General features: G+C 62.9%; 18 protein-coding genes. 6 read left to right on the top strand and 12 right to left on the bottom strand.

Annotation, left to right across the window (positions count from 1 at the left end; all coding sequences use genetic code 11):
- The first annotated feature begins 126 nt into the window (after nucleotides 1-126).
- Entirely contained in the window at nucleotides 127-732 is a 606-nt protein-coding gene (locus J2753_RS08540) for a hypothetical protein (RefSeq protein ID WP_209491514.1), read from the top strand.
- 5 nt (nucleotides 733-737) lie between these two features.
- On the opposite strand, the gene J2753_RS08535 is transcribed toward J2753_RS08540, so the two are convergent.
- From J2753_RS08535 to J2753_RS08480, 12 genes are all read right to left on the bottom strand, one after another.
- Nucleotides 738-1,142, bottom strand: a complete 405-nt coding sequence (locus J2753_RS08535; protein ID WP_209491513.1) for a hypothetical protein — start codon at nucleotides 1,140-1,142, stop codon at nucleotides 738-740.
- Nucleotides 1,139-1,489 (bottom strand): hypothetical protein, encoded by a 351-nt coding sequence (locus J2753_RS08530; RefSeq protein WP_209491512.1) that lies wholly within the window; start codon nucleotides 1,487-1,489, stop codon nucleotides 1,139-1,141. Before J2753_RS08530 ends, J2753_RS08535 begins: the two co-directional genes overlap by 4 nt.
- Nucleotides 1,486-1,869 carry a hypothetical protein gene (locus tag J2753_RS08525; RefSeq protein ID WP_209491511.1) on the bottom strand — a complete coding sequence of 128 codons (384 nt, stop codon included), beginning with the start codon at nucleotides 1,867-1,869 and terminating at the stop codon, nucleotides 1,486-1,488. Before J2753_RS08525 ends, J2753_RS08530 begins: the two co-directional genes overlap by 4 nt.
- On the bottom strand, nucleotides 1,866-4,967 hold the full coding sequence (locus tag J2753_RS08520) for a LamG domain-containing protein (protein ID WP_209491510.1): 3,102 nt from the start codon (nucleotides 4,965-4,967) through the stop codon (nucleotides 1,866-1,868). The genes J2753_RS08525 and J2753_RS08520 overlap by 4 nt, the downstream gene beginning before the upstream one ends.
- Complete coding sequence (locus tag J2753_RS08515; RefSeq protein WP_209491509.1) at nucleotides 4,964-5,260, bottom strand: hypothetical protein; 297 nt, start codon at nucleotides 5,258-5,260, stop codon at nucleotides 4,964-4,966. Before J2753_RS08515 ends, J2753_RS08520 begins: the two co-directional genes overlap by 4 nt.
- Before the next feature lie 5 nt (nucleotides 5,261-5,265).
- On the bottom strand, nucleotides 5,266-5,556 hold the full coding sequence (locus J2753_RS08510; protein ID WP_245334546.1) for a hypothetical protein: 291 nt from the start codon (nucleotides 5,554-5,556) through the stop codon (nucleotides 5,266-5,268).
- Nucleotides 5,553-7,793, bottom strand: coding sequence for a hypothetical protein (locus J2753_RS08505; RefSeq protein ID WP_209491508.1), 2,241 nt, complete (start codon nucleotides 7,791-7,793; stop codon nucleotides 5,553-5,555). Before J2753_RS08505 ends, J2753_RS08510 begins: the two co-directional genes overlap by 4 nt.
- Before the next feature lie 477 nt (nucleotides 7,794-8,270).
- Nucleotides 8,271-9,329, bottom strand: coding sequence for a hypothetical protein (locus tag J2753_RS08500; RefSeq protein WP_209491507.1), 1,059 nt, complete (start codon nucleotides 9,327-9,329; stop codon nucleotides 8,271-8,273).
- A gap of 79 nt (nucleotides 9,330-9,408) precedes the next feature.
- Nucleotides 9,409-9,981: a hypothetical protein gene (locus tag J2753_RS08495; RefSeq protein ID WP_209491506.1), complete on the bottom strand. Its 573-nt coding sequence runs from the start codon at nucleotides 9,979-9,981 to the stop codon at nucleotides 9,409-9,411.
- Between the two features lie 2 nt (nucleotides 9,982-9,983).
- Complete coding sequence (locus J2753_RS08490; RefSeq protein WP_245334545.1) at nucleotides 9,984-10,340, bottom strand: hypothetical protein; 357 nt, start codon at nucleotides 10,338-10,340, stop codon at nucleotides 9,984-9,986.
- A 6-nt stretch (nucleotides 10,341-10,346) separates the two neighbouring features.
- Nucleotides 10,347-10,820 carry a hypothetical protein gene (locus tag J2753_RS08485; protein WP_321168798.1) on the bottom strand — a complete coding sequence of 158 codons (474 nt, stop codon included), beginning with the start codon at nucleotides 10,818-10,820 and terminating at the stop codon, nucleotides 10,347-10,349.
- 49 nt (nucleotides 10,821-10,869) lie between these two features.
- On the bottom strand, nucleotides 10,870-11,397 hold the full coding sequence (locus J2753_RS08480) for a hypothetical protein (RefSeq protein ID WP_245334544.1): 528 nt from the start codon (nucleotides 11,395-11,397) through the stop codon (nucleotides 10,870-10,872).
- Between the two features lie 435 nt (nucleotides 11,398-11,832).
- On the opposite strand from J2753_RS08480, the gene J2753_RS08470 reads away from it, so the two are divergent.
- From J2753_RS08470 to J2753_RS14635, 5 genes are all read left to right on the top strand, one after another.
- Nucleotides 11,833-12,447: a hypothetical protein gene (locus J2753_RS08470; RefSeq protein WP_209491503.1), complete on the top strand. Its 615-nt coding sequence runs from the start codon at nucleotides 11,833-11,835 to the stop codon at nucleotides 12,445-12,447.
- A gap of 9 nt (nucleotides 12,448-12,456) precedes the next feature.
- Nucleotides 12,457-13,350 carry a zonular occludens toxin (zot) gene (locus J2753_RS08465; RefSeq protein WP_209491502.1) on the top strand — a complete coding sequence of 298 codons (894 nt, stop codon included), beginning with the start codon at nucleotides 12,457-12,459 and terminating at the stop codon, nucleotides 13,348-13,350.
- A gap of 165 nt (nucleotides 13,351-13,515) precedes the next feature.
- Nucleotides 13,516-14,697 carry an AAA family ATPase gene (locus J2753_RS14420; protein WP_209491501.1) on the top strand — a complete coding sequence of 394 codons (1,182 nt, stop codon included), beginning with the start codon at nucleotides 13,516-13,518 and terminating at the stop codon, nucleotides 14,695-14,697.
- Nucleotides 14,694-14,846 carry a hypothetical protein gene (locus J2753_RS08455; RefSeq protein WP_209491500.1) on the top strand — a complete coding sequence of 51 codons (153 nt, stop codon included), beginning with the start codon at nucleotides 14,694-14,696 and terminating at the stop codon, nucleotides 14,844-14,846. The genes J2753_RS14420 and J2753_RS08455 overlap by 4 nt, the downstream gene beginning before the upstream one ends.
- Before the next feature lie 176 nt (nucleotides 14,847-15,022).
- Nucleotides 15,023-16,237, top strand: coding sequence for a vWA domain-containing protein (locus J2753_RS14635; protein WP_209491499.1), 1,215 nt, complete (start codon nucleotides 15,023-15,025; stop codon nucleotides 16,235-16,237).
- Nucleotides 16,238-16,246 lie beyond the last annotated feature (9 nt).

Genomic DNA, 16,246 nt, shown 5'->3' with positions numbered 1-16,246 from the left:
CTTCGGTCGCGGACTCCACCCGCAACGCAGGTCGGCGCCCTGACTCGGGCGCCTCTCCGCACCGCCTAATCAAGCATCTGTAATCTGAACCAGACGTTCTTGAAGGGCTAGCTTCATAGGTTGGGTATGGGACTTGAGCCAACGGAGGCGGTTGAACGTGCTGAGCGGATGCTCAAAGGGGCGTATTCTGGACTTAAGCAATTTGAGTCCGGCTCCGGCGAGGAGAAGTATCTCGGTGTCTACAACGCAGTTTCGTTCGGGAGAAATCTGACCTTCGCGCTACAGAAGGCAACATCTCAGGATGAGGAGTTCGACGCGTGGTACGCAGATCGCGTTGAGGTTCTCAAGGAAGACCCCGTTTGCCGACACATGAAGGACCTTCGTAACAAAATGGAGAAAGAAGGCGCATCGGGAGTCGCAAGTTACGCCTCCTTCTCCGGAAGTCCCTCAGAGTTGCAGAGACAGGTACCTAGCTGGTCAGACTCGATTTTTATTGGTGACGAATGGGGGGGTTCTGGATTTACTGTTGAGACAGATGATGGTGAAGAGGTGAAGTTCTATATGGAATTCGAGGATGTCTCTGTGGAGTCTGGACTGTTTTTCCCAGATTTAGAGGATGGGGACCCGGTATATGGAGATATTACAGACGCAGAGGACGATCTGAAATACTACCTCAAAATTCTAGCAGAGCTTGTGAAAGACGGCAAGGAGAAATTTGGGGACGAAGGGTAAGAGCCTCAGAAGACATCGGAAATAACCGCGAGGTCGTCGGCGGACGGGAAGGTGTAGAGCGCCCACGAGCCGAACACGTACGCGAGAAGCGGCACCTCAAAGGAGAACACCCACGGGAGGAGGAACGGCGCAAGCGCGGCGCCGACCAACGTCGGTGCGAGGTTCGCGACAACCACGACGACCACGGGCGTCCCGGCCGGGTAGCGAAGCTCAAGACGCGGTGGAACGAAGCGATCGACGATGTCCGAAGGCGTCGACGCGTCGATCCAGTGCCACGCGACCAGTGCGTGGGTGAGTTCGTGTGCGAGGACGGCCGGGAACATGATCACCGCACCGAGGAGATCGACGATCCCGGTATCGCTCCCTTCGTTGACGGCGTCGTCGACGCCGGCGTCAGTGGTTGTCGTCATCGCGGGCGAGCACCTCCACCGTTCCAGAGCGCGTAGAGCGCGAGGGTGGCGCCGAACAAGATCGACATGAACGCGCCCACCTTCGCGGTCGGCGGGAGGAACGGCATCAGGAACCCGCCGATTAAGATGGACACGACCGCCGGGAGCCCAGGCCGGCCCTCTGTGAGGATGTAGAGGATCGACGCGATACCGATCCCGAGGATCGCCGGAGCGACCGGACCCAGCAGCTCCGTGAACGGCAGCGTGAAGCCCTCCCAGACGTTTCCCTCCTTCCACGGGTCGTCGTACTCGCTGTCGTACTGGAGGAGTAGCGAGAGCGTCCACGCCGCCTCGAGGAGCGAGGTCATCGCGGACGCACCTCTGATCGGCCGGAGAACATGTAGATGATGAACAGGCCGAAGCACCACGCCAGAGGCGAGGAAAGCATCACTGCTGACCAGACAGGCAGGCCAGCGTTCACCATCATATCTGAGAGGGCGAAGATCACCACGAACGAGGAGATTACCTCGTCCGTTCCGGAGATCGTCGCACCGATGAACGACGTGTCCCCGCCCTGCCTCGAAGCAGAGTAGTCGTGGAGTTCGCCCTCGCTCTGGTTCACCTGATCTTCAACGCCGACGCTCGGGTCGTCGACGCCGAGCCACCCGGCGGTCCCGGACGCTGCCATCGCGCCAGCGACAGCGGCGACACAGACGATGAACAGCAGGACCGTCGTGGGGTGCCTCACCGTCGACCACCCCCACCGACTGCCATCGCGACAGCCACGATCCCGGCGAACACCACCACGCCGCCGGAGGCCGTGTACCAACCGAGCCACCACATCACGGCGGCAACGCCGACCACTGCGACCGAGCCGATCGACGAGAGTCGACCGCCGAAGAGCGTTCCCACGAACAGGAACAGCACCGTCAGTGCGACGGGCGTCATCTTCTCGCCCATCGGGTTGTCGACGACGTAGCGCTTCCCGCCCGCGACGTCAGCCGAGCTGGCGATCATCGCGCCGGAGGCGTTGTAGGCCGTCCAACTCACCTGCCAGTCTACATCTGTGAGATTGCCCGTTACTGAGTGATTGAGGCTCAGCGTGCCGTAGCCGTCGTTGAACGTTGAGTTCATGATCTCGTTACTGTGGTTGCCCGACTCGTGGATCACCACGCGGATCCTCGAGGTGTTCTGAGTCGGATCGTTGTACTGGAAGTGCACGACGCCATTCTGGATCTCCCCATCGTCGGTGAGGTCGATGTAGGACGCCGAGTGCCGGCGGGTTCCGGAGGAGTCGTCGACCTCCCAAGAGACCTCCCCGACGTTGAGCGTTACAGTGCCCTCGCGAGTGGCCGAGTAGCCACCGAGGATGCGAGTGTCGTCTTGGTTGACCAGCCGGATCCGATACCGAGCGTTCTGCTCGAGATCTGCCTCGAAGCGCCCTTCGGCGCCGAAGAAGTCGCCGGCCACCGTGACCCACTCCAAGCCGTCGGACGTGTTGATCGGTCGCTCGATGTAGAGTTGGGTTTGATCGTCAGCATCGGTGTACTCGCCGGTCATGTCGTTGAGGACGAACTCGGTGTAGTACGCCGTTTTAGAGCTATTGAGTAGGTAAACCGAGTCTTGATCGAACAGGGACTTGACGATCACCGTCCTCCGGTAGTACCCGTCGGCCTCGAGAACGAGGACGTAGGTCTTATCGGCCGGGAGGTTCGTCATGTCGATCTCGCCGTTGTTCGTCTGTTTCTCGAAGACGAGCTCCCCGGAGAAGAACCGGCCCGTGACGGTGACGTTCTGACCTTCGATCAACGCGCTCGTGTTCGCGATCGGCCGAACGTGTAGCGAACCCGGGACTAAGAACGAGTACGATCCACTCGTTGAGTTAGATCCGTACTGGTCCTGGACTTCGACACGCCAGGAGTGTTCACCTCCCTCTATCGAATCAACGTCGTATGAGACAGTACCGTTCGACGTCGTCGTTCTGGTCCCTACTATCGAACCGTCAAGGTAGAACTCTACTGCGACCTGATCCCCTTGTGCGGTTCCAAATTCGGGGTCAGACACATCAACTGATAGCGTGATCGGTGGAGAATCGACTGTCCGATCCGTGTCGTTGGGCGAGGCAGTCGAATCATCTACAGTGGGCTGCCGATTTTCCGCGTAGACTCCCTCTCCTAAGAGCCTCGCCGTGTGGTCGGGGTGCGTCGGATCGAACTCGATTTTGACCTCAACGGTATCGGAGCTCGATGTCGACCAAGTGAGAGTGTGGTTCCCGCTCGACGAGATCGTCGTCTGATTCAGCACCCTCCCGCTGGCCGTCTTCCAAGTGACGGTCGCCGTCGCGTTCCGAAGAGAGAGGTCAGTAAAGCCACTAACGGAATTCGTAACGCTGTGGACACCCTCGTACTCCGATTTTTCTTCAATTGCAGCAGCCGGGTTATCGGCGATCCAGTTCGCATGAGCATCCGTCAGCGCCGAATTATACATCCGCACCTCGTCTATTTTTCCGTCCCAAGCGTACTGCGTTCCCAGCCCCTCGAAGTTGCCAATATAGAGATCACCACCAGACGATATCGTGATCGAACCGATTTCCTTCGACGCTACTTGGGTTCCATCCTGATAAACGATCAGCGAGGACCCATTGTACACCGCCATGACATGGGTCCACTCGTCAGGATTGACGTTTCCTCCAACTGTGAAGTATTCGTTCCCTGAATCGTCCCGAATAACCCACTCGAACTGACTGTTATCGACACGGAGGTTGACACCGCCGTTCGACCGGGAATCAACAACGGTGTGCTCTGTCGTCGTCTGGTTCGGGTTGATCCAAGCGCTGAGTGTTATCGCCTGGTCCCACCCTCCAGAGTTCGTCACGTGTGCGTAGTCGCCCGAGCTGGCGTTGAACTGGAGTGCGGAAGCGGAGATGCCGGATGTCCACGACGTCCCGTTCAGCGTCGCCGGGCGGGTTCCGGTATCCGAATACGCCACATTTCCCTGACTGGCATCCATTGCCCACCGCTCATTAGCTTGTGGCGTGAGTTTCGCGACCGGAGAGTCGGATAACCGATGCACGAGCCCGGGACTAAGCGACTCCTGATAGACCCTGAACTCGTCAATGACGGCATTAAGATCTGGTTTCGATCCGCTGCCTAATCGTAGCGGTTCACCCGTGTTGTCCGACGGCATCGTCCCCGACTCAACGGCTCTTAGCTCGCCGTCGACATACACCCGGATTGCTGACCCGTTGTAAGAGACAGTGTAGGTGTGCGTTTTCGAGGTATCGATTCCCGTAACTTCGGTCGTTTGGAAGCCGTAGGCCGCAAAAACGACCCGGTCATTAGTCAGGTCCAGACGTTTCTCGCCGGACTCCCAATTGATGTCGCCATCGGACGATGACCACACCGTGCCAGATGTCCCGTCGTAACTTGCGCGAACACTAATCGTCCAGTTTTCCGATCCCAGATCGACGATATTCCCGAGGTCGGCACTCGATGAGCCGTCGAGGTAAACACCAGATCCGTACTCGGTACTCACCCACGAACCGGCCCATGTCGCGTCGTTCGATCCGACGGAGTCGTATATTGTCGACCCGCTCCCGGAATCAAACGTGTAGCGCGCAAGTGCACTCGATCTCGATACGTCATGGCTAACGACTCCTGCCTCGCCGCTTCGGGCTACCTCAGCGTTTTTTATCGTCCCGTTTTTCAGTTCGCTCGCGGTCGTGTGCGAGCTCACCATCGCCACGTTCGCTGCCGCGACAGGTGGAGCACTCACGACGAGGTAGACCGCGAAGAACACGGCCGAGAGGAACGCAACCCGTCGAGAGCGTCCCTTGAGGTCGATCATCGGGGACCACCTCCGCGGAACGAGCCCTTGCCCGCGACCACGGCGTAGAGGTACACGACGATCCCGATCATGAGCATCGCAGGCGCGATTACGAGGCTCACGTCGAGCACGAAGCTCATGTTGCCGCTGTACCCCATCTTCTCGATCGCGCCGTCGTCGGCCTGCTGAACGGCGTCGCTGGTGCCGTCGATCGTCGGAATCCCGGCAACGACGAACAGCACGAGCATGAAGACCAGGAAGACGACGATCACGAACGCCGTGAGGTAGCTCCCACCTCGTTGTGCTGGTCGCATCCTGATCACCTCCTCCCCGTCTCGTTCACGGCTCTCCGGAGCGAGATCAGCAGGCCGGCGAGCGCTGCGCCCCACAGGGGCCAGTACTCCCAGAGCAGCCTAGTTCGTCGCACGGTTTCCTCACCCCGACTCGAGTCCGAGAGGTCGTTGCCGAGACCGAGCATCGTGTGCACGGGACCGTCGAGGAACGACCAGATCAGCACGGCGAGGAAGAGCACCCCGAACAGCATCAGGAAGAACCACGCGAAGCTCGCGTGGGTGCTCACGTCCTCTTCAAGCCGGGGTGAGGGTATCACCAGCCCCCACCCCCGAACTGGTCGTCGACGCCCTCCAGCGTCTCCTCGAGGGCGGCGTCGGCGTCGTCAAGCGAACGGTCCAGCGGCGCCACCGTATCATCGACGCCTCCGAGCGTCGCATCGAGTGCCTCTTGGGCGGACGCAACCGGGTTCGTCCAGTCGTCACCGTAGCCATCGAAGCGGCCCATGTGGTCAAACTCGTCCTCCTCGTCATCGAAGTCCCAGCGACGACTCGAACCGCCACCACCGCCACCATACGGCGTTGGAGGACCACCACCAGAACCACCTGGCGAACCTGTCGGAGAGCCCGATCCCGGCGAACCAGAGCCAGGGCCCACGGAGGTCGGGTCTCCGGATGTTGGCGGACTTGATCCCGGCGGTGACGCCGGGGGGCTTGACGGCGGCAGACTCGACGGTGGATCCGTCGGTGGCTGCGTGGACGGTGGATCCGTTGGCGGCTGTGTGCTCGGTGGAAGGGTAGGTGGGTCCGTTGGGTACTCGGGAACTGTTGGATCGGTCGGCGGGATCGTAGCCGTGGGAACTGTCTTGGGGGTACCACTCGACTCGCTTGGGCTGGTAGTCCCAGCTGTACCACCGCTGATTCCCCCCAAGGTTGCCCCTGTGACACCGCCACCAACAGTGGGGGACCCTTCAGGTGATCCCCGAGAATCCATGGTTTCACTGGTTAGCTCGTCATAATCGACTACTTCGCCGTTCCCGCCAGTGGACGGCGTGTCGCCAAGATCGGTGTCCGGATCTCGATCAGCGTCGATACGTCTGTACGTATCTAGGGGAACGCTACGGCCCGTGAGCGGGATCTCGGTATCGGTCCCGGGGACCTTCTTCTGCCCCACTTTTACGCTAACTTGGCCCGTTTTCTCGAACTTCGAGTCCGGTGGGAAGACAGCCTCAAGCTCAGGAGATCGCGTGCTAGAAGGCTTCACGTAGCCGGTCCCCACCTCAGCATCCTCCGTGAGGTATTCGTACCCGCTCGTAGTCTGGTCAGGACGGACCTCAACACCGTCGTTTCCGTCGGCAGCCGCCTTGGCCTCGCCACGTCCTAGCCCGCCCGTGACCTGTTCACTCGTGTCCGGATCTCGCAACTCGTAGCCCTGCGCGGCTCTTCCCTCCGGAATAGAGTCAACACGGTCCCCGGGAAGCCCAACAAATCGGTCAGAGTTCCCTGCCGGGTCGGGTAGACGGGGCTTAATCGACGACAGTGAAAGCGATGATCCCTTCCCGGAAAGCGCTATCGTCGAGGCATCAGGCGATGTGAACAACCCGGGAAGCTCCGACGCACCCTCGCCTACGTCGATGTCAGTACCGAAGTCGTCCTGCGTTCCGTGATAGAGCGTTTCGCCACCGGTCTTCTCCGTCACAGCGTCGGGGTTATCAGCTGCCTTCTCCCGAACTTCTTCAACTGCCTTCGATGTACTCGCCCCTGGGTCATCGAAACCGGGCAACTCACCTGTCTCTGCTGCTCGGTCCGAGGTGATATCCTCGAACTTGACCGTGTCTTTGGTAGATAGACTGGCTTGCCTCCCGACATCGCCGGCCTTCTCGATCGCTTTGAACCCGGCCGCGCCGGTAGCGAATCCCCCTACAAGCTCACCGGTAGTTTTGTATGGATTGTTCTGCGCCTGATTGAGTATCGCTTCTGTGACTCGGCCACCGACCTCTGCGCCCGCGTATGCCACTTCTCCCGCCCCATATTCCCTGACTGCGCCAGGTGTGTTGCCAGCCACTTCAGTAGCTGTGTCGGCTGCGAGTAGCAGCCCCGCACCGCCTTGCGACGCAAGGCCGACGGGGGCGTTCGCTGCGCCCTCCGCGATATTTCCGGCTTTGTCACTTCCGGTGACATCGGTGACGACATCACCCGCACCTTCCGCCAGCGGAGAAAGGGCTTCGCGGCGTTTTTCGACTCGTTTCTGGAGTTCCGCCTCAGACGTTCTGAAGAACGAGTCGTCGGCCCCCTCCGATTTCTCTGGGATTAGGCCTTTGCCGCTGGTGAGGTCGTCGGTGACATCGCGGTCGAGCTTACCACCATTACCTGACCGGCCTCCCACGCTGGGGCCCGATACATCGATACTGCCCTGATCGGGAAGTCCAATCTCCTCAGGGTTTTGGAACACTGCGTCGATCGCGTCGATGGCACCTCTACTGACCCGTTCGTCGAAGTCACCGAGCATCCGGTCAATCCGGTTGTCGTCACTAGTCAGCGTCTCGGCACCTTTCACGGTCTCTGGAACACCGTCCGGTGTCGAAGCTGATCCGCGAGTTAGGTTCCCGCTGCCCGTTTCGTCAAGATTGGCGTCGCGGGTAGCCTGCGTATCACCCCCTGAATCGGTCTCCGACCTACCGGTGTCATTCGACCCCGATTCGGGCTCGAGGGCGTCCTCGCGTGCGGTTGAGCCGTCGCGAACTGGATCGCTGCGATCGAACTGGTCCGTTGGTTCGGTCGCCGCGGGTTGGTCTCCGCCATCGCCCGTGTCGTCGACGGGCGTCGTTGCAGTATCAGTCCGCGCGCCACGCAGTGCGTCGTCCGGCGGCTCGGTGGGCTCAGGGTCACTCGAGCTATCGGCCGGGCCGGGGCCGCTTTGCTGAACTCCGTCGGGGATGTCGGGCCCATCGGTATCACTACCGGAGGAGTCACCGCCATCGCTGCCACCGCCGCCACCGCCTCCGCCACCCATGTCGACGGGCTGGCGGGCCATCTACGGTAGCACCCCCGTTGCCGCGATGGTCATGGGCATCGAGATCCCGCCACCACCGCTGCCGGCCGCGGAGAAGCCGATGTAGGCGACGATCGCACCCATCATGAACGCGCCCATGATGATGCCCGCCTGCCCGAGCGGACCGAGCGAGGCGAAGCCCTGCTGGCCCTTCTTCGCGTTCTCCGCGACGCGGTGGAACTGCTGGGGCTTGACGTTGAACGGCGCCGCGTGGATCGTGTCGCGTAGGTCGACGACCTTCCGCTTCGGGAGCTGGACCTCCCACTCGTCGATCACGGTCTTGCCGTCGTCGGCCTCGTCCGTGACCTGGCCACCGTCGGTGCGAACTGGGAGATCCCCGTCCTCGTCCTCGTCGTCCTCCGCGTCGCCGTCGTCGTCGTCACCGATACGGCCACGTGCGGACTCGACGCCGTCTCCGACACGATCGCGAGCAACGTTGGCTCCCTTTCCGAACTTATTGCGGACACGACGGCCCCCATCGGCGACCGCTCGCCCGCCACCCGCGAGGCTGCTCGCGATCTGGTCCCCAGCAGCGGCGATTAGGGGCGGACCGTCTTCCTTTGCCTTCCACTCCGCGTAGTCGATCGTCGAGAGGTCCTCGGCGTAGTGCTGCATCTTGATCCGCGCCTGCCGGCCGACCTCGCCCGACGCGGGTTCGGCGAGCGCACCGAGGCCGTCGTAGGCGACCGCGAGCGCAGTACCGCCGTACCAGCCACCAGGGTCACCGCCGACACCGGCCGCGTCGTAGAACTCGCGGCCGTCCGCCGTCGGGACCCAGTAGCCGTTGTTCTGGCCGTCGTAGGTCGCCGGCTTGAGGCTCCAGAGGCCGTCTTCGTCCTTGACCGCGATCAGCGTACGGCCGAGGATACGCGAACCTCGGCCGATCAGCATCCGACCGAGTTTGTCTCGAACAGTAGCCACCGGGATCTTGTGGCCCATCTTGTACACTACGAGGACCACAACGGAGATCGCCCCGACGATCGGCATGACCTGCTGCCAGAGGATCTGGATGAAGACGCCGATCCACGGCATGATCGCCATCAGGCGTCACCCCCGTTGGCAGCGCTGTTCGCAGGCGATTCGCCGGACCGGACGTTCGTGGTTGTAGTCGTGAACATGGTCATCCAACTAGCTTCGAGAGGAGGCCGTCGCTGTTGTCGTCGCGCTCTTCGACGATACGGCGCTCCGACTGCTGCTCCGCGAGGAGCTTCTGCTGCCACCCGTCCCGCGAGCGCGCGTTGCGCTCGTAGGCCGCGTCGCGAGTGTCGCGTGCTTCGTGGATCTCCTTGGGCGTGAACGCCCACGGCTTGCCCTCGAGGCCAGCCGCATCACGGCGTGGCCCCTGCCAGATCGACTCGGACGGAGGCGCGCTCGCGAGGAGCAGATCCAGGTTGATGTTGAGTTCGTGGCGGCGGTACCAGAGTTCGGCCTCGTCGAGCTTACTGAGGAGGTGGTCCTGGTTGAGCTCCGACGCGAACAACTTCGCTGCATCCGGCGGGGCACCGCTCCTGGCGAGCGTCGAGAGGAGATCCCCCGCTGGGTGGTCGCCGTAGTTCATCCCACCCTGCGCTGCGTTCCGGTCCCACGTCCGCGGCTGCCAGTCCTCCGTTCGGGATGTGCTCTGGCCGTTCGCGGGGTTCTTGGCCGGCTGTGCGTGTCCGTTCTCAGCGTGTCCGTTCGTCTGTTGATCCACGATTAGTCACCTCGTTTCGGGTTCTCGCGCTGTTCGGGACCGGGCGGCCCGCTTCGGACCGCCGGGTTGTCGTTGCCGAAGACAGCCTCTACCGGATGATCCGGCAGCTTGTCTAGCGCCTCGAGGATCAGCATCGCGACCATGAACAGAACGCCGCCCAAGCCGAGAGCGAACATCCCGATCAGTGATCTCGGGTCGCCCCCGGTGAGGGGCTCAACCGAGAACGAGCCAATCGCGAACGCCGCGAAGAACACCATGCTCGCGGGCATGGTCGTCAGCGGCGCTCGACGGTCGATCAGCGCGTACTTCGCCGCCCCGAGCGCGCCTAGAAAAAGCGCGAGGTAAACAGGTACGAGCAACGGAGATCACCTCCGCCCACGGCGGCCACCGCCACCGAACCCACCCACGAGCCCGAGGATCAGGCTCGCGACGAGCACGATGATGGCCACCGCCCCGAGAGTGAACGCGCTCCCGATCGTGCCGATCGAGTTGCGCGCCATCTCTGGTTTCGCGTCGTAGGCGTAGTCGATCTCCGCGGTCGCACCGTCGTCTGTGTTGGTCGAATTGTACCACCTCACCGACTGGTTGCTCGGGTACCACTCGTAGTCGGTACCCTCGGTCAGGTTAGCACCGCTGTACGTGATCGTCTCGTTATCGTAGTAGGACTCGCCAGTGGTGTCGTCGACTGTCGTCGTGTTCCCGTAGTCGATAGTCACCGACTCGCCAGAAACGGCGACGACAGACGTCGCTGGCAGCGTGCTGAAGATCGAGGCTACGACGAACACCCCGACCAGCAGCATCACCGCGACGGTCACCACTTGATTAAACGCGTCCTCCACGATTCTCACCTCCGTTGCTCATGAATAGTGTTTGAGGGGCGAGTGGCAGTTAGCGGCGACCTCGGCCACGACCGCCGAAGCCACCGACGAGCCCGAGAATCACCGATGCGACGAGCACGATGATCGCCACGGCGCCGAGGGTGAACGCGTTCCCTGTCGTCGACATGACCGTGTCGGACGCGTTCGCCAACTCCGGATTGTCCGGAGCCGGCATCGTGTTGCCGATCTGCGCGAACACGTAGATGCCGACGATCAGCGTCACGGCCGCGCTCACCATGCGGGTGAACGTCCCCTCGATGGCGGCGTAGACCTTGGAGTCCTCACCGAGTTCCTCGGCGAGGCCGAGCTCCTCGTCGACCTTCTCCCACTGCTTCCACGCGTAGGCGTCGGCCATCTCCTGCTGCATCACGGCAGCAGTTCGGACGTCCTCGAGGCCGTTCCCGAGACGCTCACGAACGTCGTTCACGCCGTTGACGATCGCGGCCTGGCCGGCCGAGACGAGCCCCGCCCGCTGCTCGGCGGTGAGCCCGTCGGCTTCGTCCAGTTCCTCGAGTTCGGCTTCGAGGTTCTCACTCATGTCGATCTGTGCTTCACCGTTGCCACGCCGGCCGAGGCCAGCGCTGGGGGTTGGATGACCCTCCATAAACACCCGATAATCAGGGATCCGCTTACTACCCGGTAGTTAAGTGCAAAATACTGGTTTTTGGTAAGGTTAAGGACCACTGTTTTTGTAAGCATACCTTCAACCGTTTCGTATGTCACGTACCAATCCCCGCAGTCACGGCTCAGAACAGCCGGATTCGGGGGAATCCTCTCTTGATGCGGGGCAGAAAGTTCACGACGACACGAAGACGAGGCAAGCCCAAGCGAACGGGAACTCGGAGAACTGCCTCCAGGTGAACCTCACGAGATTCGGAAAGGACTACCACGGCATCGAGAAAGGCCAACTCCTCGAGGTCGAAGTGCGTGAGGAGGCCATCCTGATCAAGCCCTACGAGATCGCCAAAGAGTCATGAGCGGGCCTAGTTCTCGAGACGACGACCGAACCGGATCGGATCGTCTGATCTTCAACGCCTACGAGTCTGCCGCGGAGCACCGCGAGCGCGCCGAACTCGCGCCGTTCGTGCCCGACCGCGTTGTCAGCACGAGCATCGCGGAGGCAGAGTACTTCGCCAGTGTGATCGAGTACTACAGCCGGCTCGAACCTCATCTTCCCCAGCGGCCGCACTACTGGGAACAGGTGTCCCTCTTCCCGAACCCAGTCGGGTCCGACCGGAATCAGGTGGTCGACGCGCTCATGGACTACTACAACGTCGACGCTGAGTCCGCGCTCGACTGCCTCAAGTGGATGGAGCAGGACCCGAACTACCCCATCGAGGCCCGGGATGACGAAGGGATCATGCACGGCCTGCGATCGCTCCAGGCGTGGCGATCCCGGACTACGCGCGAGCGGCAGGTGTACGACGACGTCCTTGAGGGGCGCACCGCTGTCGATCGCGAACTCCCCCAGTACCTCCCGCGGAAGCACACCATCCGCGTGCACACCGTACTCGACCAGGCGGCGTCGAAGCTCGGGTTCGGACCCGAGGGGGACGTCCCCGAGGAGTGGGAGAAGGAGCCGATATAACCAGAATCCATGGCGAAAGCAAATACCCAGACCACGACCGAACTCATCCCCGAGCCCGTCCGGCACTCCCCGATCCTCCGCAAGGTGATCTGGAGGCGGGTCCACGAGTGGAACCAGAACTTCATGGGCACCTTCGTCGGCGAGACGGGCAAGGGGAAGTCCTACGCGGCGCTCCGCATCGCCGAGGCGCTCGACCCCAACTTCAGCGTCGACAACATCGCGTTCACCCTCGAGGAGTTCTTCTCCCTCGTGGAGGAGGACCAGCCCGAGGGCTCGGTGATCGTGCTCGACGAGGCCGGCGTCGGCGCCTCCCACCGGGACTGGTACGACGACGCCCACCAGCACCTCAACTACGTCCTTCAGACCTGGCGCCACCAGAACCGGATCGCGATCCTCACGCTGCCCGAACTCGACAAGCTGGACCCGGTCGCCCGCTCTCGGCTTCACGGCTACTTCGAGATGATCCGGATCAACCACGACGAGCAGTGGAGTCGGGCCCAGTACAAGAACATCAAGACGAACCCACGGACCGGCGAGAACTACTTCCGGTACCCGCGGCTCCGGTGGGACGGCACCAAGCGGATGTACAAGGGCCTCACCTTCGGACTTCCCTCGGAGGAACTCCGCGAGGCCTACGAGGAGCGCAAGGAGGAGTTCACCGACTCGCTCAACCGAGGCGCCAAGGAGGCCGTCGCACCCGAGGAGGAGGAGGACGAGTACACGCCCCGCGAGGCTGTCGACGAGATCGAGTCGCGCGACGCCATCGACGCGTACCTCGAGGACTCACCCGGAGGGCAGTACATCAACCGGAACCTCCTCAAGGTGGACTACGGACTGACCGAGAACGAGAGTAAGACCGCCAAGAGCCTGATGAAACGGAGGTTCGACCTTGACGTCATGTGATCCACAGGGAGGATATGCGAAGGGGACTCCCCCCCACCCCCCTTATTGGTCAGATAGTATTACGCGTGTTAGATCACGCGGCAGTTCGGCGTCGCAACGATGGCAACACCATGATACCGGGGTTGCACCCACGCCGGAGCGCGCAGCGCGAGGAGGTCGATCGCCGTGAGCTCTCACTTAAAGATCGACGACGTTCACGACGCGATCGAGAACGGCGCCGGAACGAAGAACGAGATCGCCGAGCACGTCGGCAAGTCGCCGTCCAACACGAACCGGAAGCTGAAGGAGTGGGTCGAGAACGAGGACGTCCGCCTCGATCGTCACTGGAACCACGGCGATGCCGGCGGTTACGTCTACACGATCCCGGCGGAGGACGCCGTCGACGACGCGGAGGACCTGCCGATCCTCGGCTCCCGGAACTACGACTGGGATCGGTTCGTGCCCGAGGTCGATGACGTCCCCGCGTACCGGCAGGCCGACCAGGAGCTCGACGAGATCGAGGCCGTCCTCGAGGCGCGCGAGTCGACCGGTCAGCTTCCGCGGTTCCAGATCAGTGGCCCGACGGGCTGCGGGAAGACGACGCTCGCCGAGTTCCTGGCGGCCGACCGCGGCGCGCCCATGATCACGATCCAGTGCAACTACGCGCTCCGCGGCGCCGAACTGCTCGGCACGCCGCAGATCGTCGGCGGCGACGTGATGTGGGTCGACGGTCCGCTCACTCGCGCACTCCTCGCCTCGAGGGAACGCGAGGTCGTCGTGCTGATCGACGAGGTCACGCGTGCGACCGCGCGGAGTAAAGGAACGTTGTTCCCAGCGCTGGATCACCGCGCCGAGGTGAAAATCAAGCCGCGCGGGAACGAGTTGATCGCCGGCGACGCGTCGAACCTGATCACGGTGGCGACGATGAACGAAGGGCAGGACTACGAGACCGAGTCGCTCGACGCCGCCGAAGAGCGCCGGCTCGGGTTGAAGTGGGAACTCCCGTACCTTGGTCAGCACTCGCCCGGCCTCGAGGCCGACCTGGTCGCGGACAAGACGCCGATGGAGAGCGCCGACGCCCGCGTGCTCGTCGACGCCGCGAACGTGGTCCGCGACGCTGCCGAGGACGAGTCGGAGCCCGCGCTCACGCGGGGAGTCCCTACCCCCGCCGTCATCTCGTGGGCGCAGACCGCCTACGCGTTCGCGGAGCGAGGCATCGACGATCCGGTCGGCCGGGCCATGCAGTCCGCGGTGGTGAAGCCCGTCTACGACGAGGTCGCCGGCGACGTGGCCGGGAAGATCCACTCGGCGCTGAAGCAGGCCGACCAGGAGCCAGAGCTATCGAACACGGAGGAAGCCAAAGCATGACCGAGAACGATGCGTACGGAGGAGCTTTCGGGCACTATGGCCGCATGTACTACTTCCTGAGTGGCTTCCTCGTTGGCATCTTCTTCACGATCGCCGTGCTACTGCTCTTGGAACTGGTAATGCCCGTAACAGGAGGTCCTCCGATATGACTGGTGAGGAGGGTGGGCGTACTCCTAGTTGTATCCGCTGCGACGAAGAGGTCGAGGATCCGAAGCGGCTCACGTTCGGTCAGGAACTCGGTGCTCTACCGATTTGCGAGGCGTGCTTCGAAGAGGTCCGTGGCCGCGATCTCTGGCAGCGGTGATTACGGAGAAGGTGACCAACAGTGAGTGAAATAGGCGACGTGATCGCGGCGGTTCCCGAGCACTACGTCGACGAGTCAGACGTCTCGTTCACCACCGAGTCGCTCAACGTCTCCGGGGCGCTCGTCGACGTCCTCGAGCCCGAGGAGAACGACGGCCACCGAGCCCTGGTCGTCGACAACGGCGGGACGCACTACCACCTCGCGGCGCGGAAGCGTATGGCCGGCGACGGCCTCACCGAGTGGGTGACCGCGCCCGTACGCACGAGCGCGAGCGTCGAACTCGGGGAGCTCCGGTCGATCGACGTTGAACCGCCAGACGACGATCAGGACATCGCCCGAGTGGACGATGGGGAGGAGACGCCGAACGACGCGCAGGATCTCTCCGCCGAGCTATCGGAGGTCGGCGGGACCCACCGAGGTGGTAAGGCGACCTCGAGCCTCCCCGACCGACAGAGCGCCCGGAACCACCGCGCCGACAACTACTCCGGGGCCGCGCCCGCGGCCGACGTGCGGGATGCGCTCCGCGCCGGCGGCACCGCGGCGGCGGTGGTGCGGGAGTTCAAGCGCCTGGTCTCAGAGGAGATCCGCGTCACCGACCGTGTCGGCGAGCGGCTCGATGTCCGGAACGCGATCCGGCTGCTCGCCGGCGACGACACCGTCATCGACGACCTCTGGACCCGCAGCGAGACCGAGGACCCGGCCGACCGTGTCGTCGGGATCGCGCTGGACATGAGCGGGAGTATGCGCAGCGCCGAGGGGCCCGCGAAGGCCGCCGTCGGTGCACTGTCGCTCGCGGCGGACGCCGTCGACGACGATATCGTGATCACCGCGTTCCCGCAGGGCAAGCGCAAGAGCGCCCTGATCACCGGCCCCTACGAGACATGGCGCTGGAAGCATCTCGATGCGACGAAGCCCGGCGGCGGCACGCCGATGCTCCCGGCGCTGCGGGACGTGACTCGGCTCATGCGTCCGCTCGGTGGCCGCGAGCGCGTACTGTTCGCGATCACCGACGGCCGGCCGCGGCGTGCCGAGGAGATCGCGGAACTCGTGGAGGACCTCCGGACCTACGGGACCGCAGTCGTCGGATTCGGCTTCGGCAGCGTCAACGAGAAGACGCTCGAGGAGATGTTCGGCACTGGCGGCTATCGGCATGTCGACGTTCAGGACCTCCCGCGCGCACTCGTCGGTGCCTACCTAGACCAGCTAGAACTGGACGCGACACTCGATCAGCGCTGAAGAAGTAGA

Origin of the sequence: Halolamina salifodinae (assembly GCF_017874235.1) — an archaeon.
GTDB classification, from domain to species: Archaea; Halobacteriota; Halobacteria; order Halobacteriales; family Haloferacaceae; genus Halolamina; species Halolamina salifodinae.
The sequence above is the reverse complement of the archived record's forward strand: the minus strand, read 5'-3'. Positions and strand labels throughout refer to the sequence as shown.